This is a genomic window from Qipengyuania citrea, assembly GCF_024171405.1.
In the GTDB taxonomy this organism is placed as follows: Bacteria; Pseudomonadota; Alphaproteobacteria; order Sphingomonadales; family Sphingomonadaceae; genus Qipengyuania; species Qipengyuania profunda.
The window spans coordinates 1,850,537-1,873,177 of the sequence record NZ_JALJZT010000002.1 but is presented as its reverse complement, the minus strand read 5'-3'; the positions used below and the strand labels follow the sequence as shown (position 1 = coordinate 1,873,177).

The following is a 22,641-nucleotide window of genomic DNA, read 5'->3' as shown; positions in this document are numbered from 1 at the left end:
AGGATATATTCGCCGCTTCGGACATTCATAAGACTCGCGCCGTGCTGGCGCGCTGCTCGCGAATTCTCGCGTAGTCAGGGAGGGGCATGGAACAGTCTTTAGTCATCGCGATGGTTGGTATGCTGGGCATCGGTGCCCAGTGGCTGGCCTGGCGCACGGGTTGGCCGGCCATCGTGCTGATGCTGGCTGCAGGTTTCCTTGCGGGCCCGATCCTCGGCCTGTTCGACCCCGAACACGCCTTTGGCGACTTGCTCGACCCGATGATCGCCATCGGCGTCGCGCTGATCCTGTTCGAAGGCGGGCTGAGCCTCGACTTCCGCGAATTGCGCCATGCCGGCGACGGGGTCTGGCGCCTGGTGATCTTCGGCGTGCCCATCGCCTGGGTGCTGGGCGCGGTCTCGGCCCATTCGATCGGCGGCCTGGAATGGCCCGTCGCGATCCTGTTCGCGGGTATCCTCGTGGTCACCGGACCAACGGTGGTCATGCCGCTGCTACGCCAATCTTCGGTCAAGCCCAGACCCGCGGCGATCCTCAAATGGGAAGCGATCGTCAACGATCCGATCGGCGCATTGTGTGCGGTCGTTGCCTATGAATATTTCCGCAAGGTGGCCGAATCGCCGGGTTCGGGGCTGATCGAAGTTGTCCCGCCGCTGGTTATCGCCGCGATCATCGCCGGCCTGATCGGCTATGTGGCGGCGGCCGCGATCGCCTGGGCGTTCCCGCGCGGCGCGGTGCCCGAATTCCTCAAGGTGCCGGTCCTGCTCACCTCGGTGATCGTGGTCTTCGTGCTCTCGAACCAGATCGAGCACGAGGCGGGTCTGGTTGCCGTGACGGTGATGGGTATCGCGCTGGCCAATATGAACGTTTCCTCGCTGAGGAGCATCCATCCCTTCAAACAGAACGTCGCGGTCATTCTCATCGCGGGCATCTTCATCCTGCTCTCCGCCAGTCTCGAGTTCGAAGAGTTGGCCTATCTCAACTGGAATTTCGGGCTGTTCCTGCTGGCACTGCTGTTCCTCGTCCGACCGGCCACAATCCTGCTCAGCCTGCTGGGCAGCTCGGTGCCGTGGGACGAGCGGCTGTTCCTCGCCTGGATCGCTCCGCGCGGGATCGTGCTGGTGGCCATTTCCGGCCTGTTCGCGCTGCGGCTCGAGGATATCGGCTATGATGGCACCGCGCTGATCGGGCTGAGCTTCGCGGTGGTCGTGGTGACGATCATCGCACATGGCTTCACCATCGATCTCGTTGCGCGGCTGCTCAATCTCAAAGGCAGCAACCGGCCGGGAATCCTGATCGTCGGCAGCACGCCATGGACCATTTCCCTCGCGCTGATGATGCAGGAGCTCAAATCGCCGGTGATGGTGGTCGATTCCAGCTGGCAGCGCCTCGCGCTGGCGCGCCAAAAGGGGCTGCCCTTCTACCACGGCGAAATCCTCAACGAGGCGACCGAGCACAATCTCGACCTCGCTCCCTATGCGGTGCTGGTCGCGGCGACCGAGAACGAGGCCTATAACGCGCTCGTCTGCAATGAATTCGCCTATGAAATCGGGCGCGACACGGTCTTCCAGCTGGGCGATGCCGTCGACGACGACGATCGCCACGCGCTGCCCAGCGGCATCCGCGGACGCGCATTGTTCGAAACCGGCTTTGGCGTCGAGGACGTCAACGAACGGCTCGCGCGGGGCTGGGTGTTCCGCAAGACCAAGCTGTCGGAAGAATTCGACTTCGAGGCGGCGCAGCAGCGGCTGCCCGATGCGGCCTCGATGCTGCTGCTCGTGCGCGACAGCGGAACGCTCCGCTTCTTCACCCATGCGGCGCGGCCCGAACCGCGCGCCGGTGACGTCATCGTCAGCTTCGCGCCGCCGCAGGAACGCACCGCGCAGGACGCCGCAGCCAAGCGCGACCGCAAGCGCAACAAGACCACCGAACAGGGGGCATGACATGAAGCACACGCGCCAATTTTCCCTCATTGCCGCTGCGGCCACGCTCATGCTGGCCGCATGCGGCGACCAGCGCGGCGCGCCGCCGCCCGAGGAAGAGGAGGGCGGCGACAAGCGCTCGATCTTCCGGCCCGAATTCCAGGTCGAGCCGATCGAGGCGCTCGAACCGCGCGGTGCGCTGGAAACGCGGATCGCTTTCCCCGAAGGCGCGGAATTGACCGAAGAGGCGCGCGCCGACCTTGCCACCGTCCTCGCCTCGCCGCAGATGGGCGAGGGAGGGACGGTGACCCTGCGCGGTCACAGCGACAGCGGCGGCGACGACGAAGCCAATCTGCGCGCGTCGCAGGCGCGCGCAGATGCGGTGGCCGAATGGTTGATCGAAAACGGTGTCGCACAGGAACGGATCGTCATCATCGCGTTCGGCGAGCAGAACCCGGTTGCGCCCAATGCGCTGCCCGACGGGACGCCGAACGAGGCGGGACGGGCCACCAATCGCCGCGTCGAAATCGAAGTCAGCGTCACGGCGCAGCCGACTGCGACAAAGGAACCGACCCTCGCCGAAAGCCTCGCTTCGTCAGCCGAGGAAGCCCGGACCGAAAGCAGCGACCGCGCGCAATAGCGTGTTGACGCCAGCGCGGCTTCGGTGGCATTGGCGCGTCACCTGAGCGGGTATAGCATAGTGGTAATGCTCCAGCCTTCCAAGCTGGCTAGAGGGGTTCGATTCCCCTTACCCGCTCCAGACTTCCCGCCATCCTTCGAACGGATACGCCTTTAGCCGACCGGCATATTGTCGATCAGGCGGGTGCCCCCGATCCGCGCCGCCACGAACAGCCGGTTGCCCGGTGCCGCGTCGCTGGCGGGTACCAGATCGCTGCCGCGGCGCAGATCGGCATAGTCGACCGAATCGAACCCGGCCTCGAGCAACCCACCCGCGAGGTCCGACAGCACGGCATCCGCGTGTTCGCCTGCGACCAGGCGCGCGATTGCGGTTTCCATCTGCCGGGGCAGTGCCGCTGCGGCGGCGCGCTGACTTGACGTCAAATAGGCATTGCGGCTCGACCGCGCGAGGCCATCAGCTTCACGCACGATCGGCACGCCGCGGATTGCATCGACATGCGGCAGCGTGAGGTCGAGATCGCGTGCCATGCGGCGGATGACCGCCAGCTGCTGCCAGTCCTTCTCGCCGAAGAAGGCCAGGTCGGGCTGCACCTGGTTGAACAGCTTGCACACGACCGTTGCGACGCCATCGAAATGGCCCGGTCGGTCGGCACCGCACAGGCCATCGCTGATCCCCGAAACCGAGATGTTCGTCGCATAGCCCGGGGGGTAGACCTCCTCCGGCGCCGGAGCCCAGAGCAGCGCGACTCCCTCGGCTTCGAGCAGTGCCGAATCGCGCTCCATCTGCCGCGGATAGGCATCGAGATCCTCATTCTCCCCGAACTGGCGCGGGTTGACGAATATCGACACGGCGACATGCTCGGCCGCCGCCCGCGCCTCGCGCACCAGCGTCAGATGGCCTTCGTGCAAGGCGCCCATGGTCGGCACCAGCGCCAGGCTCCCGCTCGATCGCAGGGCCGAACTGGCCGTGCGAAGCGCGGCGAGGGTGGTGGCGGTTTGCAGCGGTCCAACTCCCGTAAACTGAAGGGGGCACCTGTGCCGCCCCGCGCGGCATGTGGCAAGATCGCGCGCGCCGGGACCTTTTCGCGCGCGCCCCACCGGACAAACCCGGTTCCCATTGTGGGAAAAACCATGCTCGCCATCAGCACGGTGCGTTGCCGCCGGACGGCGGGTTGGATAGGGACGTCGCCAGCATGAACTTTACGGCCCACCCCTGATGACGTCGCATCCCCACCGCATCGTCTTCGCCAATGAGAAGGGCGGCACCGGCAAATCGACCACCGCCGTGCACATTGCGGTCGCGCTCGCGTTTCGCGGCGCGCGGGTTGTCGCCTTCGATCTCGACCATCGCCAGCGTACGATGTGCCGCTATTTCGAGAACCGTGCCGAGACCAGCCAGCGGCGCGGCGTCGATTTGCCCACCGCCATCTGCCATGTCGTCGAGGGCATGGATGAGGCGGCGATGGAGGAATTTATCGAAACCCGGTCCGCAGGCGCGGACTTCGTGGTCATCGATACGCCCGGCCGTGACGACCCGCTTGCGCGCCACGCCGCCACCACCGCCGATACGCTGGTCACGCCGATGAACGACAGCTTTGTCGACTTCGACCTCATCGGCCAGGTCGAGGGCGAGAGCTTCAAGGTCCGCAAGCTGTCCTTCTATGCCGAGCTGATCTGGGAAGCGCGGATCAAGCGCAGCCGGACGCAGATCGAGCAGAACCGCGGGCAGATGGACTGGGTCGTGGTGCGCAACCGCACCGGCTATACCGAAGCACGCAATATGGCGCGTATCGAACAGGCGCTGACCGAAATGTCGAAGCGCGTCGGCTTCCGCGTTGCCAAGGGCCTGTCCGAACGCGTGGTCTATCGCGAACTCTTCCCCTCGGGCCTGACGCTGCTCGACAAGGGGCAGTTGGGCGATCTCGGCACCAGCCATCTTGTCGCCCGGCAGGAATTGCGCGGCCTCGTCGCCAATCTGCGTCTTCCCGCGAACGACACGGAAACTCTCGCGGAGGCGGTCCAGTGATCCGCTTCCTCGCGCTTGCGCTGCTGCTCGCGGTGGCGTGTCGCTGGATATTCGGCAAATGGCCGTGGGAATATCTGACCGCGCAGAGCGCGACGGACCGGGCGCTGGCCCAGGCGCGGGCCACACTCGACGTGCCGCGGCATGCCAGCGAAGATGAAATCCGTCTCGCTCACCGTCGCATTGCTACAATAAATCACCCGGACAAAGGGGGTAGCGCAGCCACCTTGCAGGAGGCCAATGCCGCGCGCGACCTCTTGCTCAATCACATTTCCCGGACCCCAACGGAGCCCCCGCAATGACCCACGATTTCCATCCCACCGTGCTGCGCGAATACGACATCCGCGGGATTATCGGCGAAACGCTGGGGGCAGAAGATGCGCGCGCAATCGGGCGCGGTTTCGGGTCGATGCTGGCCGAAGCCGGGGGCACGAAAGTGGCGGTTGGATACGATGGCCGGGTCAGCTCGCCCATGCTCGAACACGCCCTCGTCGAAGGTCTGACCGCTTCGGGCATGGATGTGGTGCGGATCGGCATGAGCGCTACTCCGATGCTCTATTATGCCGAAGCATCGGCGGCAGATGTCGATGGCGGCATCCAGATAACCGGCAGCCACAATCCGGCCAATTACAACGGCTTCAAGATGGTGTTCCAGGGCCGTCCGTTCTTTGGCGCTGACATTCAGGAGCTTGGCCGGCGCGGGGCGGCGGGCGAATGGGTCGACGGTGCGGGCGCGGTCGAGGAGCGCGACGTGATCGATGCCTATATCGACCGGATGCTCGAAGCGCTCGACGGGCTCGATCCTGCCGCGCTCGCCGAGCTGAAGGTCGGCTGGGACGCGGGCAATGGCGCCGCCGGGCCCGCGCTCGAGAAACTCGCCGCGCGCCTGCCGGGCGAACATCACCTGCTTTACACCGAAGTGGACGGCAATTTCCCCAACCACCACCCCGATCCCACTGTCGAGGCAAATCTCGAGGATTTGCGCGCGCTCGTTGCGGAGAAATCGCTCGATTTCGGAATAGCTTTCGATGGCGATGGCGACCGCATCGGGGCGATCGACGGCGAAGGCCGGGTAATCTGGGGCGACCAGTTGCTGATGATCTATGCCGAGGACCTGCTGGCGCGGACCAAGGGCGTGACCATCATCGCCGATGTGAAGGCCAGCCGCGCGCTGTTCGACCATGTGGCGGATCACGGCGGAAAGCCGCTGATGTGGAAGACCGGCCATTCGCTGATCAAATCCAAGATGAAGGAAACCGGCTCGCCGCTGGCGGGCGAGATGAGCGGCCACGTGTTCTTCGCCGACGAATATTACGGCTATGACGATGCGCTCTATGCCGGGATCCGGCTGATTGCCGCATCGGCGCGGCTGGGCCGTTCGGTGACCGAATTGCGCGGTGCAATGCGGCCGATGGTCAATACGCCCGAAATGCGCTTCCAGGTCGATGAAAGCCGCAAGTTTGCCGCGATTGGCGAGATCGCCGAACGCATTGCCGCGAGCGATGCCGTCGCCGACACCACCGACGGGGTTCGCGTGACCACCGCCGACGGCTGGTGGCTGCTGCGCGCCTCGAACACGCAGGATGTGCTCGTCGCGCGCGCGGAAAGCGAAGACCAGGCCGGCCTCGACCGCCTGGTCGCGCAGATCGACGAGCAACTGGCTGCTTCGGGGCTGGAGCGCGGCCCGCAGGCCGGGCACTGAGGGTCTGGGACAAGCGGGAGGAAGAATATGCGTAAGCTGTTGAGTGCGTCGCTGGCGGCCATGGCGCTGACCATGACCAGCCCGGTCATGGCACAGGACGCGGCGGAAGATCCTGCCGCCGATATGTCGCGCGAGCAGGTCGACGAGATTGCCGGCATGATCGCGGGGATGTTCCAGACCGAACCGCTGACCGAAGAGCAACAGGCGCGGCTGCCCGCTGCCCAGCAGGTCGTCGGGAAGATGATGCCCGAAGGTTTCTACGGCCGCATGATGGGCGACATGATGGATCAGATCATGCGTCCCATGATGACGATGTTCTCGGCGCCGGAATTCGTGCTCATGTCGCGGCTGGAGATCGCAGAAGACGATGTCGGTACGCTTGGGGAGGCGCAGCAGGCGGAAATCATGGCCATGCTCGATCCCGCCCACGACCGCCGCGCCAATGCCGTGGTCAATGTGCTTACCTCGCGGATGAGCGGAGTTTTCACCGCCATGGAAGGCCCCATGCGCGATGGCCTTTCCAGAGCCTATGCCGTTCGCTTCGAAGCCACGCAATTGGCCGACATCGCCGCTTTCTTCGCGACGCCCACCGGGACCGTTTATGCGGAGGAATCGATGGCGCTGTTCGCCGATCCGCAGGTGATGCAGGCCATGATGCAGGCGATGCCCGCCATGATGAGCGGGCTCGGCGATCTGAATGCGGCGATGATCGAAGCGATGGCGGCGCTGCCCGCGCAACGCGGCTATGACGATCTGAGCGCAGCGGAGCGCGCACGCCTGGCCGAATTGCTGGACGTGCAAGCCGAGAGCCTGCCCGATCTGGTCAAGCCGCCGGAGACGATGGACGGCCCGGCCAGCGCCGACGCGATGTAGCTCGGACCGGCGGGATGCGGCGCTGCGGAACCGAAGGCATGGCTGCTTCGCTGTTGAACTGATGCAGACCGCCATTCCGCCCGAACTGGACGATTGGTTCACCGGGCGCGGCTGGCGTGTCCGGCGACACCAGTCGGAAATGCTGGCGGCGAGTGACGCCGGGCGCCACGCGCTGCTGGTGGCCGATACTGGCGCGGGCAAGACGCTGGCGGGCTTCCTGCCGACGCTTGCTGACTTTACCCCCTCGCGGCTGGCCGGTGCGCCCCCGCCCGAGGGCCTACACACGCTCTACGTCTCGCCGCTGAAGGCACTGGCGCATGACGTGCAGCGCAATCTGCTGACACCGATCGACGAGATTGGCCTGCCGGTCCGGGTCGAGACACGCAGCGGGGACACCCCGTCGGACCGTAAGAAGCGCCAGCGTACGCGCCCGCCGCATGTGCTGCTGACCACGCCGGAAAGCCTGTCGCTGCTGCTGTCCTATCCCGACAGTTTCGAGCTGTTTCGGGGGCTGAAACGGATCGTGATCGACGAGGTGCACGCCTTCGCCACCGGCAAGCGCGGCGACCTGCTGGCACTGGCGCTGACCCGACTGCAGGCGATCGCTCCGGCGATGCAGCGTGTGGCCCTCTCCGCGACGCTCGCCAATCCGGAGGGCTTTCGCGAATGGCTCGCGCCATGGGGCGAGATCGATACGGTCGAACTGGTCACCGGCGAGGCGGGCGCGCCCGCCGAGGTCGAAATCCTGCTGCCCGATGCCGAGCGCGTACCCTGGGGCGGCCATGCGGCGACCTGGGCGATACCACAGCTCTACGCGCAGATCCGCCAGAACCGCACCACGCTGATCTTCACCAACACGCGCTTCCTCGCCGAGTATATCTTCCAGAACCTGTGGGATGTGAACGAGGATACGCTCCCCATCGGCGTCCACCACGGGTCGCTGAGCAAGGAGGCGCGGCGCAAGGTCGAAGGGGCGATGGCGCGGGGCGAATTGCGTGCGCTCGTGGCGACAGCCAGCCTCGACCTTGGCGTCGACTGGGGGGATATCGACCTGGTGGTCCAGATGGGGGCGCCCAAGGGCTCGTCGCGGCTACTGCAACGCATCGGGCGCGCCAACCACCGGCTCGACCAGCCCAGCCGGGCGCTGCTGGTTCCCGGCAATCGCTTCGAATTCCTCGAAGCCACCGCGGCGAAGGAAGCGGTCGACGAGGGCAAGCGTGACGGCGAGGAGTTTCGCCCCGGCGGGCTCGACGTGCTCGCGCAGCATGTCATGGCCTGTGCCTGCGCCGCGCCGTTCCAGGAGGGTGAACTGCTCGCCGAATTGCGTGCGAGCCTGTCCTATGCCTGGGTCGATGACGCGGTGTGGCAGCGCGTGCTCTCCTTCGTCGAAACCGGCGGCTATGCGCTCAAGGCCTATGACAAGTTCAAGCGCATCGTGCGCGATGCCGAGGGCGTGTGGCGGCTGTCGCATCCCGAACAGGCGCAGCGCCACCGGATGAACGCCGGGATCATCATCGATTCCGAAATGCTCGACGTCCGGATCAGTGCGGGGCGCGGGCGCGGTGGCCGCAGCCTCGGCAAGGTCGAGGAGCGCTTTGCGGCGTCGCTCAGCCCCGGCGATACTTTCGCCTTCGCGGGGATGAGCCTCGAAGTCGTCAAGCTGCAGGACATGGAAGTGCTGGTGAAGGCCGCCAAGGCTTCCGCCATGATCCCGAGCTATGGCGGGGCGCGGCTACCGCTGACCACGCACCTGGCCGATCGGGTGCGCGAAATGCTGGTCGACCGCGCGGGCTGGGCACGCTTCCCCGATGATGTGCGCGAATGGCTCGAGGTGCAGGACTGGCGCAGCCGGATGCCGGGGCCGGGACAATTGCTGGTCGAAAGCTTCCCGCACGCCAAGCGCCATTACAGCGTCTATTATACCTTCGAAGGCTGGAACGCGAACCAGAGCCTCGGGATGCTGATTACCCGGCGCATGGAAGACCGCGGGCTGATGCCGGGCGGTTTCGTCGCCAATGACTATTCGCTGGCGGTCTGGGGGCTCAAGCCGGTCGAGGATCCTGCACCGCTATTGTCGCCCGACATCCTGCAGGATGAATTCATCGAATGGGTGCAGAATTCGCATCTGCTGCGGCGCGCCTTTCGCGAGGTCGCCGTGATCGGCGGCCTGGTCGAGCGGCAGCATCCGGGCAAGCGCAAGACCGGCAAGCAGGTCACCTTCTCGACCGACCTGATCTATGACGTGCTGCGGAAATACGAACCCGACCATGTCCTGCTCGAAGCGGCCTGGGCCGATGCGCGCACGCGGCTGACTGATGTCGGGCGGCTGGGCGATCTGCTCGATCGTTCGGCCGAGCAATTGGTCCATGTCGAACTCGACCGGGTCAGCCCGCTCGCGGTCCCGGTCATGGTGATGATAGGGCGCGAGGCCACCCCGCAGGGCTCGGTCGATGACGAATTGCTGCTCGAGGCGGAGAGCCTGGCGGGTGCGGCGATGCGCGTGGACCTGCCCGCAGGCGAGGACGATTAGGCGGCAGGGAGGGCGGCCCAGCTGCTGCCCGCCACATTCGCAGCAGACAAAAAGAAAGGGGCGGATCGCTCCGCCCCTTTCCCGTGTTCATGTATCTGCGTTGCCGCGATCAACCGGCCTTGCCGAAAGTCCGGTACCGTTCGTTGCCGACGAAGCCGAACTTGGTCACGCCGCTAGCCTTGATCAGCTGCAGGACCTTCGCTGCGAGATCGTAGCTGGCCTGTGCTTCCGGTTCGAACTGGAGTTCGGGTTCCGGATTGATCGCCTTCGATTCCTCGAGCAGCGTGCGCAGCTGGCCCTCGTCGATCGCATTGCCGTTCCACAGGATCTCGTTGTTGGCCGTGAGGACCAGCTTGTTCTTCTCCGGCTCGACGGTGATGTCTTGTGGAACGTCGCTGGGTGCCGGCAGGTCGATATCGACCGAGTGGGTCGCGACCGGAATGGTGATGATGAACATGATGAGGAGAACGAGCAGGACGTCGATCAACGGCGTCATGTTCATTTCCATCATCGGCGCGCCATCATCTGAGCCGCCTGACATTGCCATAGTGGGTTACTCCCTAATCTGCTTTGCCGAACCGCGCGATCAACCGTTGGGGTCGACCGGGTTCGAGATGAAGCCAACGGTGGGATAGCCCGCCGCCTGGACGTTGTAGATCGCACCGGCCACACACGACCACGGAGCATTGACGTCGCCGCGGATGTGAACCTGCGGGATCTTCTCCGGATCCTCCATGATCGCGTCCGGTCCGCCCGCACGCTGCACGATGGCATCGAGGCGTTCGAAAGCCTGGTCGTACAGTTCTTCCGAACTCACCGGCGCTACATTGCCGAAATAGACGCGGCATTCACCGCTGCGCGATGCACCTGCAAAGCCCGGCTCGCCGGCGCTCACACCGTTATCGTCGGTGGTGCTGACGGTCAGGAGAAGGTTTTCGACCTTGTCCTTGGATTCGACCGATTCAAAGACCGGGATTTCCAGCTTCTCGATGGTCTGGATCGCGACCGGAACCGCGATGAGGAAGATGATCAGAAGCACCAGCATCACGTCCACGAGCGGCGTGGTGTTGATGTCCGACATGGGCGTATCGCCGCCACCTCCTGTCGAAATCGCCATGGTTCAGTTCCTAACGTTCGAAATTCTTGGGTTCGATGCGGAGGGTGCGGGGACGGCTGTGTGCCGCCCCCGTATCCGATCGATTACTTCTTGACCGTGGTGGTCGCCGCAGCAGGCTTGGCAGCCGTTGCGGTGCGAGCCGTCGAGGCGGTCGTCGCGGTCATGTAGGTCGGCTTGACGACGCCGTTCGAGTTGATGTTCGCCAGCAGGTCGGTCGAGAATGCGTGGAGCAGCTCGGCGATCCGCTTGTTGCGGCCCTGGAGCCAGTTGTAGGCGAACACGGCCGGAACCGCGACCAGCAGGCCGATGGCGGTCATGATCAGTGCTTCACCAACCGGGCCCGCGACCTTGTCGATCGAAGCCGAACCGGCGATGCCGATGTTGATCAGCGCGCGGTAGATACCGATAACCGTACCGAGCAGGCCGACGAAGGGTGCGGTTGCACCGACCGTCGCGAGGAACGGCAGGCCGCCCGCAAGCTTCGAGTTGATGGTGTCTTCCGAACGCTGCAGCGAACCATGCATCCAGTCATGTGCTTCGAGCTTGTCGGTCATCTTGGCGTGCTGGTCTTCGGCGAGGATCGCGTCGTCGACGAGCTGGCGCCAGGCGCTGTTCTTTTCGAGCTTGGAAGCACCGTCACGGAGCGAACCGGTCTTCCAGAACTGGGTGCGAACGGCCTTGTACTGGGCGAGCACCTTGCGCTGTTCGAACAGCTTGGTGAACAGGATGTAGAAAGAGCCGACCGACATGATCACCAGCACGGCCAGAATCGACCAGGCAATGATGCCGCCCTGTTCCATGGCTTCAACAAAGCCGAAGGAGTTCTGCGGAGCCGCTTCACCGGCAGCAGCAAGAAGTTCGAAGGTCATAACGAGTAGTCCTTTTGATGCGTCGTTCCCTGCCGGGCCAGCCGACCCCTAAGCAGGGATGAGTTTAATTGAGCCGATAAACGATGGTGGTCGAAACGGTGTCCTGGATTGGATTGCCTGCGGCATCCAGGGCCGGATCGTACCGCGCATAGCGTGTCATCCCGTCGCAAGCCGCCGCATCGAGATCGCTCGATCCGCTGGAATTGCTGACCCGGCAGGAGGCGACGCGACCATCGGTTCCGACGGTGATGGTCACACCGACATTGCCTTCGATGCCTTCGCGTTCTGCGCGGCGGGGATAATTGCTCTGAATCCGGCGAGCCCAGCCGTTCTGGCCCTTCGCCGTGGCACCACGCGCCTGCGAGGGCGGCGGCGGCGGAGCGGGCGGTGCGGGCGGCGGGATGACCAGCCGCGGCGGGGCCGGGGGCGGGATCGTCGTTTGCGTCCGAATTGGCGGCGGCGCCGGGGCGATATTGATCGGCGGCGGCGGTGCTACCGGCGGCGGCGGCGTGTCGGGCACGTTCTCCGGCGGCGGCGGCGGCTCTTCTTCAGGCGGCGGGGGTTCATCGATATCGATCGTCGTCACGCGCTCGACCACCTGCTGGACCGCATCATATGCGAGGCCGGTGATGAGAGCATAGCCGAGAGCAATATGGATGAGGGCAACAATGATGATCGCGACAACGCGATTGCCGCTCATCTGTTGGTCAGCATAAGCCATTCGGTTGCATCACTCCATCGGTCACCCCGGAAAGTCCGGGGTATCTGGATGCCCATTTTGCGACCCGCCAGGCTGGCGTGACATGGGGCATCATTAACGCAGTCGCGCCCCTTGGCTTTATTCAAAAGTCCAAGCGACGAAGGCAATCCAAAGTTCTCGATAAGAACCCGGACACCTCTCCCCAAGCAATATTGTGTCATGCGCTCGGGTCCGGCTCGACCCTTTAGCTACGATGCCCTGCCACCGCAAACCCTTTATCGGTTAAGCGCGGATTCAGTGACCTGGCCCGAGGAACCGTGGACAATGCCCATGGGTTCACCGATTCGAGCCTCCCATTTCCCCTGCAAAAAGAATCACCTCCCATGTCGATCCAACGCCATCCCGCGAAGCTCCTGCTCCTCAGCGCCGCGCTGATATGCGCCCCGGCTGCGGCCATCGCGCAGGAGCCCGTCAGTCCCCCGGCCATGACCTATGCCGACATCGTCGATCTTGCCGATAGTGCGCCACTGGTCCTGCGCGCGCAGATCCGCCAGCAGGCGACTGTCGAGCGCGAACGCTCCCCCGGCCTCGCTCCCGGTTTCGTGCGGCTCTATGTCGAGGCGCGTACCACGGCGCTGATCGCGGGCAATGCTCCCGTCGGGGAAGCGCTGCGCTATCTGGTCGACGTCCCGCTCGATGCGAAGGGCAAGGCGCCCAAGCTCAAGAAGCAGGAGGTGATCCTGTTCGCCCGGCCTGTATCGGGGCACCCGGACCAGCTGCAGCTGGTCGATCCGCAGGCGCAGTTTCCCTATAGCGAACAGTTCGAAGCGCGGCTGCGCCCGGTCCTGTCCGAATTGCTGGCCGCCGACGCTCCGCCGCGCGTGACCGGTATCCGCGATGCGCTGGCGGTCGAGGGCACGCTGGTCGGCGAGTCGGAAACCCAGCTTTTCCTCGATACCGCCAATGACGGGCCGGTCTCGCTGACGATCGTTCGCCGCCCCGGCCAGACGCCGCGCTGGGGTGTGTCCTGGACCGAGATCGTCGATCAGTCGGCGCGCGCGCCGCATCATAATACGCTCGCATGGTACCGGCTGGCCTGCTCGCTGCCGGCCACGCTGCCGGCAAGTGCAAACCTGTCGCGCGATCCGCGGGAAAGGGCGCTCGCCACGGCGGACTATGCGCTGGTGCGCGAAGCGCTCGGACCCTGCAGCCGCACGCGCGAATAAAGGCCCCGCTTCACCTCGGCCAAGACAAACTGGTTCCAACCGGGGGGATGGCTGCGCTAGGCGGCTGCCATGGCTGAACCTCTTCGCATTGCCCTCGCCGGGCTCGGCACCGTCGGCACCGGCGTGATCGAGCTGCTCGAAACCAACCGCTCGCTGATCGAAGGCCGCGCTGGCCGCGCGATCGAGATCGTCGCGGTAAATGCCCGCGACCGTGCGCGCGATCGCGGGGTCGATCTCACACCCTATGCCTGGGTTGACGATATGCAGGCGATGGCGCAGCGGGCCGATGTCGATGTCGTGCTCGAACTCGTTGGCGGGTCGGACGGCCCGGCGCTGACGCTGGCACGCGCCGCGCTCGATGCGGGCAAGGGTTTCGTCACCGCGAACAAGGCGATGATCGCGCACCACGGCCTGGCGCTCGCCGAACAGGCGGCCTTGCGCGGCGCCCCGCTCAAGTTCGAGGCGGCAGTTGCGGGCGGTATCCCCGTGGTCAAGGGACTGCGCGAAGGGGCGGCGGCCAACCGGATCGAGCGCATTTACGGCATTCTCAACGGGACCTGCAATTACATCCTCTCCGAAATGGAGCGCACAGGCGCCGATTTCGGCGAGATGCTTCAGGCCGCGCAGGACAAGGGCTATGCCGAAGCCGATCCGACCTTCGATATCGACGGCATCGACGCGGCGCACAAGCTCGCCATCCTTGCGGCGATCGGCTTCGGGGCGCGGGTCGATTTCGACGCTGTCGCGGCGACCGGTATCCGCGAGGTGCGCGCGGCCGATATCACCCAGGCCGGCGCGCTGGATTATGTCATCCGCCTCGTCGGCATCGCGTCGCTCGACGAGAGCGACGGCGGTGAGCGGTTGCTCCAGCGTGTGCGCCCCTGTCTCGTAGCGCGCGGCCATCCGCTGGCGGCGGTCACGGGTCCGACCAATGCAGTCGTGGCGGAAGGGAATTTCTCCGGCCGCCTGCTGTTCCAGGGCGCTGGCGCGGGCGCCGGGCCGACGGCCAGCGCGGTCGTCGCGGACCTGATCGATATTGCGCGCGGCGATCTCGGCGCGCCGTTTTCGGTGCCGGTGGAGGAGCTGGAACCCTTCGCACCGGCCGATGCGGGCAACCGGGTGGGGCGCGATTACATCCGCTTTACCGTCAACGATCGTCCCGGCGTGCTGGCCGAAATCACTGCCGCGATGCGCGATGCCGAGGTATCGATCGAAAGCCTGATCCAGCGCGGGCGCGACCATGCTGGCGGCGAGGTACTGGTGGCGATGGTTACGCATGAAGGACCCGAGCGCTGCGTGACCAAGGCACTCGAGCTGCTCGACGGGTCGCCTAGCCTGACGGCTCCGCCGCTGGTGATGCCGATTCTGAAGGACTAACGGCCTCGTCTTCGGCGGCGCTGCCGTTCGGCGCGAGACCACGGGCGATCCTGTCCGCGTCCGATCCGGGCGGCGCCTCGGGCAGTGCCTCGATATCGATCATCAAGGCCTTGGGCGGCGGGCAGGGGCCGATAAAGCAGCCGCGTGCTACGACCACGCCGTGGTTGGGAATCCCGAACACGTCGGGAGTGCGCGGATCGCCCCTGTTCATGGTTTCCTCGGCATAGCGCTGCTGCGCCCCATCTTCGTCGACCGCGAATGCGCCGTTGTCGCGCCGTCGGCGGCAGACGACGATTTCGCCCGAAATGCTCGCCGCTTCCTGTTCGGCGCTGCAATCCTCCAGCGGGCCGAGATAATCCTCCTGCGGCGCCAATATATCGATCTGTTCGCCGGGCGCCTGTGCGTCCTGCGCCGCCAGCGGCGGTGGGATCGCGATCATGCCGATCGCCGCGCCTGTCACCCACCAGCGTCTCGACAATGCAATGCTCCCTGTCTATCCGGCGGGCCTGAAAATCTTTGTGCCAGCCTTCGCCGCACAAACTCATGGGAGGGACTGAACCCATTATGAACTCGTCTGCCGAAAACCCGCTCGACCGCGTCCTCGTGCTCGAAATGGTCCGCGTGACCGAAGCTGCGGCGGTCGCCGCCTCGAAGCTGATCGGTCGCGGCGATGAAAAGGCCGCCGATGCCGCTGCGGTCGAAGCCATGCGCAAGGCCTTCGATACGCTGTATATGGATGGCACGGTGGTCATCGGTGAAGGCGAACGCGACGAGGCGCCGATGCTGTTCATCGGCGAAAAGGTCGGCGGCGCGCCGGGCAAGGGTCCCAAGATCGATATCGCGCTCGACCCGCTCGAGGGCACCACAATCACTGCCAAGGCAGGCCCCAATGCGCTGGCTGTGCTGGCTGCTGCGGCCGAGGGCTGCCTGCTCAACGCGCCCGACGTCTATATGGACAAGCTGGCGGTCGGCCCGGGTTATCCCGACGGCATCATCGACCTCGCCAAGACCCCGACCGAGAACGTCGAGGCGGTCGCCAAGGCCAAGGGTGTCGCGCCCGCAGATATCATCGTCTGCGTCCTCGATCGTCCGCGGCATGCCGATCTGATCGCCGAACTGCGCGGGCTGGGCTGCGGTGTCGTGCTGATCGGCGATGGCGATGTCGCCGGCGTGATCGCGGTGACCGACGAAGACACCACGATCGACATGTATATGGGCCAGGGCGGCGCCCCCGAAGGCGTGCTGGCTGCTGCGGCGCTGCGCTGCGTCGGCGGGCAGTTCAACGGCCGCCTCGTCTTCCGCAACGATGACGAGCGGGCCCGCGCCGCCAAGTGGGGGATCGACGATCTCGACCGCATCTACACCCGCGACGATCTGGTGAAGGGCGATTGTATCTTTGCTGCGACCGGGGTCACCGCAGGGTCGCTGCTCGACGGGGTGAAATATCTGCGCGACGGGCGGATGACGACCGAAAGCGTGGTCATGCGCGCCAGCAGCGGCACGGTTCGCTGGATCAAGGGTGAGCATCGCGGAGATTAGGCACGTCGCGGCGGGGAAACGCCTCCGTCCGATGTTGCATATCCGTGACGCTCGGCTAGGCGGGGCGCACATCCAGTTTGCCCGGGGATTCTCCGCATGAAGATCATGGCCGCCAACTCGAACCTGCCGCTCGCGCGGGCCATCGCAGGTTATCTCGAAATGCCGCTTGTCGATGCGCAGGTGCGGCGCTTCGCCGACGAGGAAATTTTCGTCGAGATCCACGAGAACGTGCGCGGCGAAGACGTGTTCGTCGTCCAGTCGACCAGCTATCCGGCGAACGACAATCTCATGGAACTACTGATCTGCATCGATGCGCTCAAGCGTGCATCGGCGCGGCGGATCACGGCGGTGGTGCCATATTTCGGTTATGCCCGCCAGGACCGCAAACCCGGCCCGCGGACGCCGATTTCGGCCAAGCTGGTGGCCGATTTGATCACCAAGGCGGGCGCCGATCGCGTGCTCGCGGTCGATCTCCACGCCGGGCAAATCCAGGGCTTCTTCGATATCCCGACCGACAACCTCTTCGCCGCGCCCGTCATGGCAGCGGATATCCAGGCGCGTTATGGCGACCAGGATCTGATGGTGGTCAGCCCCGACGTCGGCGGCGTGGTCCGCGCGCGGGCCCTGGCCAAGCGCCTCGACAACGCCCCGCTCGCAATCGTCGACAAGCGCCGCGACCGCCCCGGCGAAAGCGAAGTGATGAATATCATCGGTGAGGTCTCGGGTCGCCATTGCATCCTGATCGACGATATCGTCGATTCGGGCGGGACGCTATGCAACGCCGCGCAGGCGCTGCTCGACCAGGGCGCGGCCTCGGTCGCGGCTTACATCACCCATGGCGTGCTGTCGGGCGGGGCCGTCGCGCGGGTCGATGGCTCGGCGCTCAAGGAACTGGTGATCACCGATTCGATCCGCCCGACCGACGATGCCAAGGATTCCGACCGTATCCGCATCCTCACCATCGCCCCGCTGATCGGCGAGGCAGTGCGCCGCATTGCCGACGAAAGCTCGGTCAGCTCGCTCTTCGACTGAGCATGGCGACCGCTTCCGACCTCGCGCTTGCCAATCGCCTTGCCGAAGCGGCGGGCGAAGCGATCCGTCCGCTGTTCCGCGGCGAATGGTCGCAGGAACAGAAGGCGGACCGCAGCTTCGTCACCGAGGCCGACCGCGCTGCCGAAGCCGCGATGCGCGCGATCCTCGAGAGCGAGCGCGCCGATGACGGCATCATCGGTGAGGAATACGGCACACGCAACGAGGGTGCAGGGCGGCAATGGGTGCTCGATCCGATCGACGGCACCACCAGCTTCATCGCCGGTCGCCCCATTTTCGGCACGCTGATCGCGCTGATGCAGGATGGCTGGCCGGTGCTTGGCGTGATCGACCAGCCGATCGCGCGTGAACGCTGGGTCGGGCGGATCGGCGAGGGCACCACCTTCAACGGCAACCCGGTGCGCGCGGTGGCGTGCAAGGAGCTGTCCGATGCGGTTCTCGGTACGACCACACCGCACCAGTTCTCCGGCGACGATGTCGAAGCCTTCATGGGCGTTGCCAAAGCGGTGGCCGAGCGCAAGATCATTTATGGCGGCGATTGCTACAATTACGGGCTCGTCGCCTCCGGCCATGTCGACATCGTGGTGGAGGCGGGTCTCAAGCTGTATGATTTCGCAGCACTCGTCCCGGTGGTCGAAGGCGCGGGCGGCGTGATGAGCGACTGGCAGGGCAATCCGCTCGATGCCGGCAGCGACGGGCGGGTGATCGCGCTGGGCGATGCCGCGCGGCTCGAGGATGTGCTCGAGGCCATGGGCGGTTCGGCGATTCCCGCGCACGGGCACTGATCGTCCGCGCACCCGTTTCCCCTGCCATGCAGACCATTTTGACAACCGGCGCGGGCAATGGGATCGGGCGCGCCATCACCATGCATTTCCACGCTCTTGGCTGGCGCGTGATCGGGCTGGACAAGGACGCCGAAGCACTGGCCGAATTGCGCGCTGCGTTACCCCGTGAAAATGCGCTGTTCCTCACTTGCGACGTCGGACGCGAAGGCGCGGTCGGTGAGGCATTTGCCCGCATCGCCGAGTGGTTGGGTGAGGCGGCGCTCGATTGTCTCGTCAACAATGCCGGGATCGCCGATCCCTATGCGGGTCCGCTCGAAGACCTCGATCTGGCGGACTGGCAGGGGTGGATCGATGCCAGCCTGACTGCCGCTTTTCTCGTGACCCGCGCCGCGGTGCCGTTCCTCCGCCGTAGTGCCAGTGCGAGCATCGCCAATATCTCCTCCACCCGTTCGGTGATGAGCGAGCCCGACACATTCGCCTATGCCGCGGCCAAGGGCGGGCTCGATGCCCTGACGCATTCGCTGGCGGTTTCGCTCGGCCCGACGATCCGCGCGAACGCGATCCGGCCCGGCTGGATCGAAACCGCGCCGTGGCAGAAGAAAGACAGCCGCAGCGATCCCGATCACCGCCCCAAAGACCGCGAGCAACATCCGGTCGGCCGTATCGGGCGCCCCGAAGATATCGCCGAAGCGGTCGCCTATCTGCACGAAGCGGGTTTCGTGAGCGGCCAGCACCTCAATGTCGACGGTGGCATGACCGCGAAGATGATCTACGAGCACTGACATGACGGCGGAGGGATCACTTGCAGGACGCATTGCGCTGGTAACCGGTGCGGCGCGCGGGCTCGGCTTCGAGATCGCGCAGCGGCTGGCCGAGCGGGGCGCTACCGTATGGCTCAACGGGCGCGATGTTGATGCGCTCGACACCGCCGCCGCGCGTATCGGCGCGCACGCGCAGGTGCTCCCCTTCGACATTGGCGACGACCGGGCGAGCGCGGCAGCTTTCGCGCTGCTCGCCGAGGGCGGCCTCGATATCCTCGTCAACAATGTCGGACAGCGCGACCGGCGGCCGCTGGATCAATTGCAGCGCGACGACATGGCGGCGATGCTGGCGACCAACCTCGTCGCACCCTTCGATCTCGCGCGCCGCGCGGTCCCGCTGATGCAGGCGCGCAAATACGGACGGATCATAAACATCACCTCGATCGCCGCCGATATCGCGCGGGGCGATGTGCTCTATACCGCCAGCAAGGGCGGGCTGGCCGCGCTGACCCGTGCGCTGGCCGCCGAACTCGGCGTCACCGGGATCACGGTCAACGCGGTCGCCCCGGGCTATTTCGCCACCGAAGCGAATGGAGAGATGACCGCCGATCCGGAGATCACCCGCCACCTCGCGCGGCGGACCTCGCTGGGCCGCTGGGGCGAACCGGGCGAGATCGCGGGGGCGGTCGCTTTCCTCGCTTCGCCCGAGGCAAGCTATATCACCGGGCACACGCTGGCGGTCGATGGCGGCTATCTGACCCACTTCTGACTTGCTTTACCGCGCAGAATCGCTATCAGCGCGCCCTTCACCGACACGTGATTCATCTGCCGGTCTGGCCGTAAGGGCTGCCAGGGCTGGTTGGACGTGTCTCTGTCAAGGAGATGAAAATGCCCAAGCTTAAGACCAAGAGCGGTGTGAAGAAACGCTTCAAGATCACTGCAACCGGCAAGGTCAAGCATGGTGTCGCCGGCAAGCGCCACCGCCTGATGAGCCACAATGCGAAGTATATTCGCCAGAACCGCGGCACCACTGTCCTGTCGGATGCCGACAGCAGAACGGTGAAAAAGTGGGCGCCCTACGGCCTCGACTGAGCGCGAATTAAGGAGAATACGAAATGCCTCGCATTAAACGCGGCGTCACCACGCGCCAGAAGCACAAGCGGCTATTGGATCAGGCGAAGGGCTATCGCGGCCGTCGCAAGAACACGATCCGTGTCGCTCGCCAGGCCGTCGAAAAGGCCGGCCAGTACGCCTATCGCGACCGCAAGGTCAAAAAGCGCAACTTCCGCGCCCTGTGGATCCAGCGCATCAACGCTGCGGTCCGCGCCGAAGGCCTGACCTATTCGCAGTTCATGCACGGCACCAAGCTTGCCGGCATCGAGCTCGATCGCAAGGTCATGGCCGATCTGGCGATGAATGAAGGCGCTGCCTTCAAGGCGATCATCGATCAGGCCAAAAAGGCACTTCCCGCCTAGGCTCCTGTTTTTCAGGAACTTTCAAAGGGCGCTCCGCAAGGGGCGCCCTTTTTGCATGGGTGGAACTTGTCGCCCATCGACAACTGTGTATGATCCGGGTTCGCAAGTCGGAGGGCGCGGTTGACCGGTTTGGACAGTATCGATGTGCGTTTCTTTGCGCCGCCTGCCGATCTGGCCCCCTGCTTCACGACTTTCTACCGGCTCGAGGTGAACCTGCCTGCGGGCGGGACGCTCGAGGATTGGCTGCAGCCCGAATGGGCCAATCTGCGATTCTTCTCCGACAATCCACCCACGGCCGAGTTCCCCGACGGGCCGCGCGTCAGCGGTGCACGCTTCCAGGCGACGGGGCCGAGTTCATGCCCCACGCATTTCACCATCGGGCGCACGCGCATGTGGGGCATCGGCCTGTTCCCGCTGGGCTGGGCGCGTTTTATCGGGACCTCGGCGAGCGATCACAGCAACACCATCGTCGATGGCGAGCAATCCCCGATCTTCGAACGGTTCGCGCCCCTGTGCGAAAAACTGTGCACCCGCGACTATTCGGACGAGGAACAGTTCGGCTTCCTGACCGACTTCTTCCGCCAGCTGGCGGACCCGCCCCGCGAACAGCGGCGAATCCAGAAAATCCACGGAGTGATGGTCGATCCGCAGCTCTTGCTGGTCGAGGAATTCGCACGGCGCAGCGGGATGTCAAAGCGCACGCTCGAACGCATTTGCGCACGCCATTTCGGGTTCTCGCCCCGCCTGTTGCTGCGCCGCCAACGGCTGATGCGCAGCCTCGCCGCCTTCATGCTCGAACCCCGGTCCAGCTGGTCCGCCGTGATCGACCGCCATTATCACGACCAGTCGCATTTCGTGCATGAGTTCCACGCCTTCATGCGCTGCACGCCCAGCGAATTCGCCGCGCAGCCGCATCCCGTGCTCGGTGCCTTCATGGCCGAGCGCAAGCGTATCTGGGGATCGCCCGCGCAAACGCTCGACACGCCGGAATGACGGAGGCCGGCGTGGCTATCGACTATGCAGCGATGGGGTGGATGAACTTTCTGGTTGAGTGGCCGAATGCCGACAGGGCAGGGCGGCGATGAACACCGGGCATGCCCAGGCTGGCGTGGCCCTGCGGTTCTTCCTTCCGCCCCCCAGCCTGCGGCCGTTTGTGTCGACGCTTTATCACATGGAGATCTCCGGCGCCGATCCGCAGCCGATCGAAGACTGGCTGCATCCCGAATGGGCCAATCTGCGGATCATTCCCGACCGGACCGTCGCTGCCGGGATCGGCGGCAAGCCGCTCCAGCGGATACCCCGCGCGGTGGTCGTCGGCCCGACCAGCGTGGCGACCCATTTCCGGGCCTGCAACGGTCGCTCGTGGGGGATCGGACTGCTGCCCTTGGGCTGGGCGCGCCTGACCGCTGCCCCCGCCAGCAGCTATGCCGACGACTATGCCGATATCGCGGTGGATCCGGCGTTTGCCCGTCTGCAACCGCTGGGTGCCTGTGTGCCCGCGGGCAGCGGCGATCTGGCCGCCGAAAAGACCGCTTTGCTCCGCGAGCTGAAACGGCTGCTGGCCCGCCCCGTAGCACGCGAGAAGGATATCCTGCGGGTCGAGGAGGCGCTGGCCGATCCGCGCTTCGGCACCGTCGCCGAACTGGCCGAGGAGCTCGGCATGAGCACGCGGACCATGGAGCGGTTCTCCAGCCGCGTGTTCGGCTTTGCCCCGCAATTGCTCCTGCGCCGCCAGCGTTTCATGCGCAGTCTCGCCAAATTCATGCTCGACCCTTCGCTCAGGTGGATCGACACGCTCGACAGCCATTATCACGACCAGGCCCACTTCGTGCGCGACTTCAAGCGGTTCATGACCATGTCGCCCAGTGCCTATGCCAAGCGTCCGCACCCCGTGCTGATCGCCGCCGCGCATGCGCGCATGGCGGTTGCGGGCCAGGCGTCGCAAGTGCTCCATCGGCGCTCGATCGACTAGCTTGCGCCGGAAGCGGTCATGCGCGGCCAACCGGGCTCCGCCGCGCATGACCGACGGGGCAAAACTCTTGCATTTCCGCGAAAT

General features: G+C 65.3%; 24 protein-coding genes and 1 tRNA gene. 19 read left to right on the top strand and 6 right to left on the bottom strand.

Annotation, left to right across the window (positions count from 1 at the left end):
• The first annotated feature begins 86 nt into the window (after window positions 1-86).
• The 3 genes from J2S32_RS10025 (at window position 87) to J2S32_RS10015 (ending at window position 2,679) form a co-directional block, all read left to right on the top strand.
• Window positions 87-1,940, top strand: a complete 1,854-nt coding sequence (locus J2S32_RS10025) for a cation:proton antiporter (RefSeq protein ID WP_253520709.1) — start codon at window positions 87-89, stop codon at window positions 1,938-1,940.
• Window position 1,941: 1 nt separating this feature from the next.
• Window positions 1,942-2,559 (top strand): OmpA family protein, encoded by a 618-nt coding sequence (locus J2S32_RS10020; RefSeq protein WP_253520707.1) that lies wholly within the window; start codon window positions 1,942-1,944, stop codon window positions 2,557-2,559.
• A 46-nt stretch (window positions 2,560-2,605) separates the two neighbouring features.
• Window positions 2,606-2,679, top strand: a tRNA-Gly gene (locus tag J2S32_RS10015).
• Window positions 2,680-2,711: 32 nt separating this feature from the next.
• Here the strand turns inward: J2S32_RS10015 and panC are convergent.
• Window positions 2,712-3,560, bottom strand: coding sequence for a pantoate--beta-alanine ligase (panC, locus tag J2S32_RS10010; protein ID WP_253523050.1), 849 nt, complete (start codon window positions 3,558-3,560; stop codon window positions 2,712-2,714).
• Window positions 3,561-3,774: 214 nt separating this feature from the next.
• Here panC and J2S32_RS10005 point away from each other — a divergent pair, with 214 nt between their 5' ends.
• From J2S32_RS10005 to J2S32_RS09985, 5 genes are all read left to right on the top strand, one after another.
• Window positions 3,775-4,584 (top strand): division plane positioning ATPase MipZ, encoded by an 810-nt coding sequence (locus J2S32_RS10005; protein ID WP_253520705.1) that lies wholly within the window; start codon window positions 3,775-3,777, stop codon window positions 4,582-4,584.
• Window positions 4,581-4,883 (top strand): DnaJ domain-containing protein, encoded by a 303-nt coding sequence (locus J2S32_RS10000; protein WP_253520703.1) that lies wholly within the window; start codon window positions 4,581-4,583, stop codon window positions 4,881-4,883. Before J2S32_RS10005 ends, J2S32_RS10000 begins: the two co-directional genes overlap by 4 nt.
• On the top strand, window positions 4,880-6,283 hold the full coding sequence (gene pgmG, locus J2S32_RS09995) for a phosphoglucomutase/phosphomannomutase PgmG (protein WP_253520700.1): 1,404 nt from the start codon (window positions 4,880-4,882) through the stop codon (window positions 6,281-6,283). Before J2S32_RS10000 ends, pgmG begins: the two co-directional genes overlap by 4 nt.
• Window positions 6,284-6,310: 27 nt before the next feature.
• Window positions 6,311-7,156: a DUF2059 domain-containing protein gene (locus J2S32_RS09990; protein ID WP_253520698.1), complete on the top strand. Its 846-nt coding sequence runs from the start codon at window positions 6,311-6,313 to the stop codon at window positions 7,154-7,156.
• 61 nt (window positions 7,157-7,217) lie between these two features.
• Complete coding sequence (locus J2S32_RS09985) at window positions 7,218-9,686, top strand: ligase-associated DNA damage response DEXH box helicase (RefSeq protein WP_253520696.1); 2,469 nt, start codon at window positions 7,218-7,220, stop codon at window positions 9,684-9,686.
• Between the two features lie 109 nt (window positions 9,687-9,795).
• Here the strand turns inward: J2S32_RS09985 and J2S32_RS09980 are convergent, their stop codons facing one another.
• The 4 genes from J2S32_RS09980 to J2S32_RS09965 form a co-directional block, all read right to left on the bottom strand.
• A complete protein-coding gene (locus J2S32_RS09980) occupies window positions 9,796-10,233 on the bottom strand; it encodes an ExbD/TolR family protein (protein ID WP_253520694.1) in 438 nt (145 codons plus the stop codon).
• A gap of 39 nt (window positions 10,234-10,272) precedes the next feature.
• Window positions 10,273-10,803, bottom strand: coding sequence for an ExbD/TolR family protein (locus J2S32_RS09975; protein ID WP_253520692.1), 531 nt, complete (start codon window positions 10,801-10,803; stop codon window positions 10,273-10,275).
• A gap of 83 nt (window positions 10,804-10,886) precedes the next feature.
• Entirely contained in the window at window positions 10,887-11,672 is a 786-nt protein-coding gene (locus tag J2S32_RS09970; protein ID WP_253520689.1) for a MotA/TolQ/ExbB proton channel family protein, read from the bottom strand.
• Window positions 11,673-11,736: 64 nt separating this feature from the next.
• On the bottom strand, window positions 11,737-12,393 hold the full coding sequence (locus J2S32_RS09965; protein ID WP_253520687.1) for an energy transducer TonB: 657 nt from the start codon (window positions 12,391-12,393) through the stop codon (window positions 11,737-11,739).
• Window positions 12,394-12,755: 362 nt separating this feature from the next.
• Here J2S32_RS09965 and J2S32_RS09960 point away from each other — a divergent pair, with 362 nt between their 5' ends.
• Window positions 12,756-13,598, top strand: coding sequence for a hypothetical protein (locus tag J2S32_RS09960; RefSeq protein WP_253520685.1), 843 nt, complete (start codon window positions 12,756-12,758; stop codon window positions 13,596-13,598).
• A 69-nt stretch (window positions 13,599-13,667) separates the two neighbouring features.
• Window positions 13,668-14,975, top strand: a complete 1,308-nt coding sequence (locus J2S32_RS09955; protein WP_253520683.1) for a homoserine dehydrogenase — start codon at window positions 13,668-13,670, stop codon at window positions 14,973-14,975.
• Here J2S32_RS09955 and J2S32_RS09950 read toward each other — a convergent pair.
• Window positions 14,929-15,453 carry a hypothetical protein gene (locus tag J2S32_RS09950; RefSeq protein ID WP_253520681.1) on the bottom strand — a complete coding sequence of 175 codons (525 nt, stop codon included), beginning with the start codon at window positions 15,451-15,453 and terminating at the stop codon, window positions 14,929-14,931. The genes J2S32_RS09955 and J2S32_RS09950 overlap by 47 nt on opposite strands.
• An 86-nt stretch (window positions 15,454-15,539) precedes the next feature.
• Here J2S32_RS09950 and glpX point away from each other — a divergent pair, with 86 nt between their 5' ends.
• From glpX to J2S32_RS09905, 9 genes are all read left to right on the top strand, one after another.
• A complete protein-coding gene (glpX, locus tag J2S32_RS09945) occupies window positions 15,540-16,514 on the top strand; it encodes a class II fructose-bisphosphatase (protein WP_253520678.1) in 975 nt (324 codons plus the stop codon).
• Window positions 16,515-16,610: 96 nt separating this feature from the next.
• Window positions 16,611-17,546, top strand: coding sequence for a ribose-phosphate pyrophosphokinase (locus tag J2S32_RS09940; RefSeq protein WP_253520676.1), 936 nt, complete (start codon window positions 16,611-16,613; stop codon window positions 17,544-17,546).
• Between the two features lie 2 nt (window positions 17,547-17,548).
• Window positions 17,549-18,349, top strand: coding sequence for a histidinol-phosphatase (hisN, locus tag J2S32_RS09935; protein ID WP_253520674.1), 801 nt, complete (start codon window positions 17,549-17,551; stop codon window positions 18,347-18,349).
• Window positions 18,350-18,375: 26 nt separating this feature from the next.
• Window positions 18,376-19,131, top strand: coding sequence for an SDR family NAD(P)-dependent oxidoreductase (locus tag J2S32_RS09930; protein WP_253520672.1), 756 nt, complete (start codon window positions 18,376-18,378; stop codon window positions 19,129-19,131).
• Window position 19,132: 1 nt separating this feature from the next.
• The gene (locus J2S32_RS09925; protein ID WP_253520669.1) at window positions 19,133-19,879 is read left to right on the top strand and encodes an SDR family oxidoreductase; all 747 of its coding nucleotides are present in this window, start codon (window positions 19,133-19,135) and stop codon (window positions 19,877-19,879) included.
• A 119-nt stretch (window positions 19,880-19,998) separates the two neighbouring features.
• Complete coding sequence (gene rpmI, locus J2S32_RS09920; RefSeq protein ID WP_253520667.1) at window positions 19,999-20,202, top strand: 50S ribosomal protein L35; 204 nt, start codon at window positions 19,999-20,001, stop codon at window positions 20,200-20,202.
• Between the two features lie 23 nt (window positions 20,203-20,225).
• On the top strand, window positions 20,226-20,585 hold the full coding sequence (gene rplT / locus J2S32_RS09915) for a 50S ribosomal protein L20 (protein ID WP_006834668.1): 360 nt from the start codon (window positions 20,226-20,228) through the stop codon (window positions 20,583-20,585).
• Between the two features lie 120 nt (window positions 20,586-20,705).
• On the top strand, window positions 20,706-21,578 hold the full coding sequence (locus tag J2S32_RS09910; protein WP_253520664.1) for a helix-turn-helix domain-containing protein: 873 nt from the start codon (window positions 20,706-20,708) through the stop codon (window positions 21,576-21,578).
• 178 nt (window positions 21,579-21,756) lie between these two features.
• Window positions 21,757-22,557 (top strand): helix-turn-helix domain-containing protein, encoded by an 801-nt coding sequence (locus J2S32_RS09905; protein WP_253520661.1) that lies wholly within the window; start codon window positions 21,757-21,759, stop codon window positions 22,555-22,557.
• The last annotated feature ends 84 nt before the right edge of the window (window positions 22,558-22,641 follow it).

Excerpts from the sequence above, each read along its gene's own strand:
- J2S32_RS09970 (WP_253520689.1), bottom strand. The coding sequence starts at position 11,672 with ATGACCTTCGAACTTCTTGCTGCTGCCGGTGAAGCGGCTCCGCAGAAC.
- J2S32_RS10005 (WP_253520705.1), top strand. The coding sequence starts at position 3,775 with ATGACGTCGCATCCCCACCGCATCGTCTTCGCCAATGAGAAGGGCGGC.
- J2S32_RS09960 (WP_253520685.1), top strand. The coding sequence starts at position 12,756 with ATGTCGATCCAACGCCATCCCGCGAAGCTCCTGCTCCTCAGCGCCGCG.
- J2S32_RS09940 (WP_253520676.1), top strand. The coding sequence starts at position 16,611 with ATGAAGATCATGGCCGCCAACTCGAACCTGCCGCTCGCGCGGGCCATC.
- J2S32_RS09955 (WP_253520683.1), top strand. The coding sequence starts at position 13,668 with ATGGCTGAACCTCTTCGCATTGCCCTCGCCGGGCTCGGCACCGTCGGC.
- rplT (WP_006834668.1), top strand. The coding sequence starts at position 20,226 with ATGCCTCGCATTAAACGCGGCGTCACCACGCGCCAGAAGCACAAGCGG.
- J2S32_RS09990 (WP_253520698.1), top strand. The coding sequence starts at position 6,311 with ATGCGTAAGCTGTTGAGTGCGTCGCTGGCGGCCATGGCGCTGACCATG.
- J2S32_RS10020 (WP_253520707.1), top strand. The coding sequence starts at position 1,942 with ATGAAGCACACGCGCCAATTTTCCCTCATTGCCGCTGCGGCCACGCTC.
- J2S32_RS09985 (WP_253520696.1), top strand. The coding sequence starts at position 7,218 with ATGCAGACCGCCATTCCGCCCGAACTGGACGATTGGTTCACCGGGCGC.
- J2S32_RS09930 (WP_253520672.1), top strand. The coding sequence starts at position 18,376 with ATGCAGACCATTTTGACAACCGGCGCGGGCAATGGGATCGGGCGCGCC.
- rpmI (WP_253520667.1), top strand. The coding sequence starts at position 19,999 with ATGCCCAAGCTTAAGACCAAGAGCGGTGTGAAGAAACGCTTCAAGATC.
- J2S32_RS10025 (WP_253520709.1), top strand. The coding sequence starts at position 87 with ATGGAACAGTCTTTAGTCATCGCGATGGTTGGTATGCTGGGCATCGGT.
- hisN (WP_253520674.1), top strand. The coding sequence starts at position 17,549 with ATGGCGACCGCTTCCGACCTCGCGCTTGCCAATCGCCTTGCCGAAGCG.
- J2S32_RS09965 (WP_253520687.1), bottom strand. The coding sequence starts at position 12,393 with ATGGCTTATGCTGACCAACAGATGAGCGGCAATCGCGTTGTCGCGATC.
- pgmG (WP_253520700.1), top strand. The coding sequence starts at position 4,880 with ATGACCCACGATTTCCATCCCACCGTGCTGCGCGAATACGACATCCGC.
- J2S32_RS09925 (WP_253520669.1), top strand. The coding sequence starts at position 19,133 with ATGACGGCGGAGGGATCACTTGCAGGACGCATTGCGCTGGTAACCGGT.
- J2S32_RS09905 (WP_253520661.1), top strand. The coding sequence starts at position 21,757 with ATGGAGATCTCCGGCGCCGATCCGCAGCCGATCGAAGACTGGCTGCAT.
- J2S32_RS09980 (WP_253520694.1), bottom strand. The coding sequence starts at position 10,233 with ATGGCAATGTCAGGCGGCTCAGATGATGGCGCGCCGATGATGGAAATG.
- J2S32_RS09975 (WP_253520692.1), bottom strand. The coding sequence starts at position 10,803 with ATGGCGATTTCGACAGGAGGTGGCGGCGATACGCCCATGTCGGACATC.
- glpX (WP_253520678.1), top strand. The coding sequence starts at position 15,540 with ATGAACTCGTCTGCCGAAAACCCGCTCGACCGCGTCCTCGTGCTCGAA.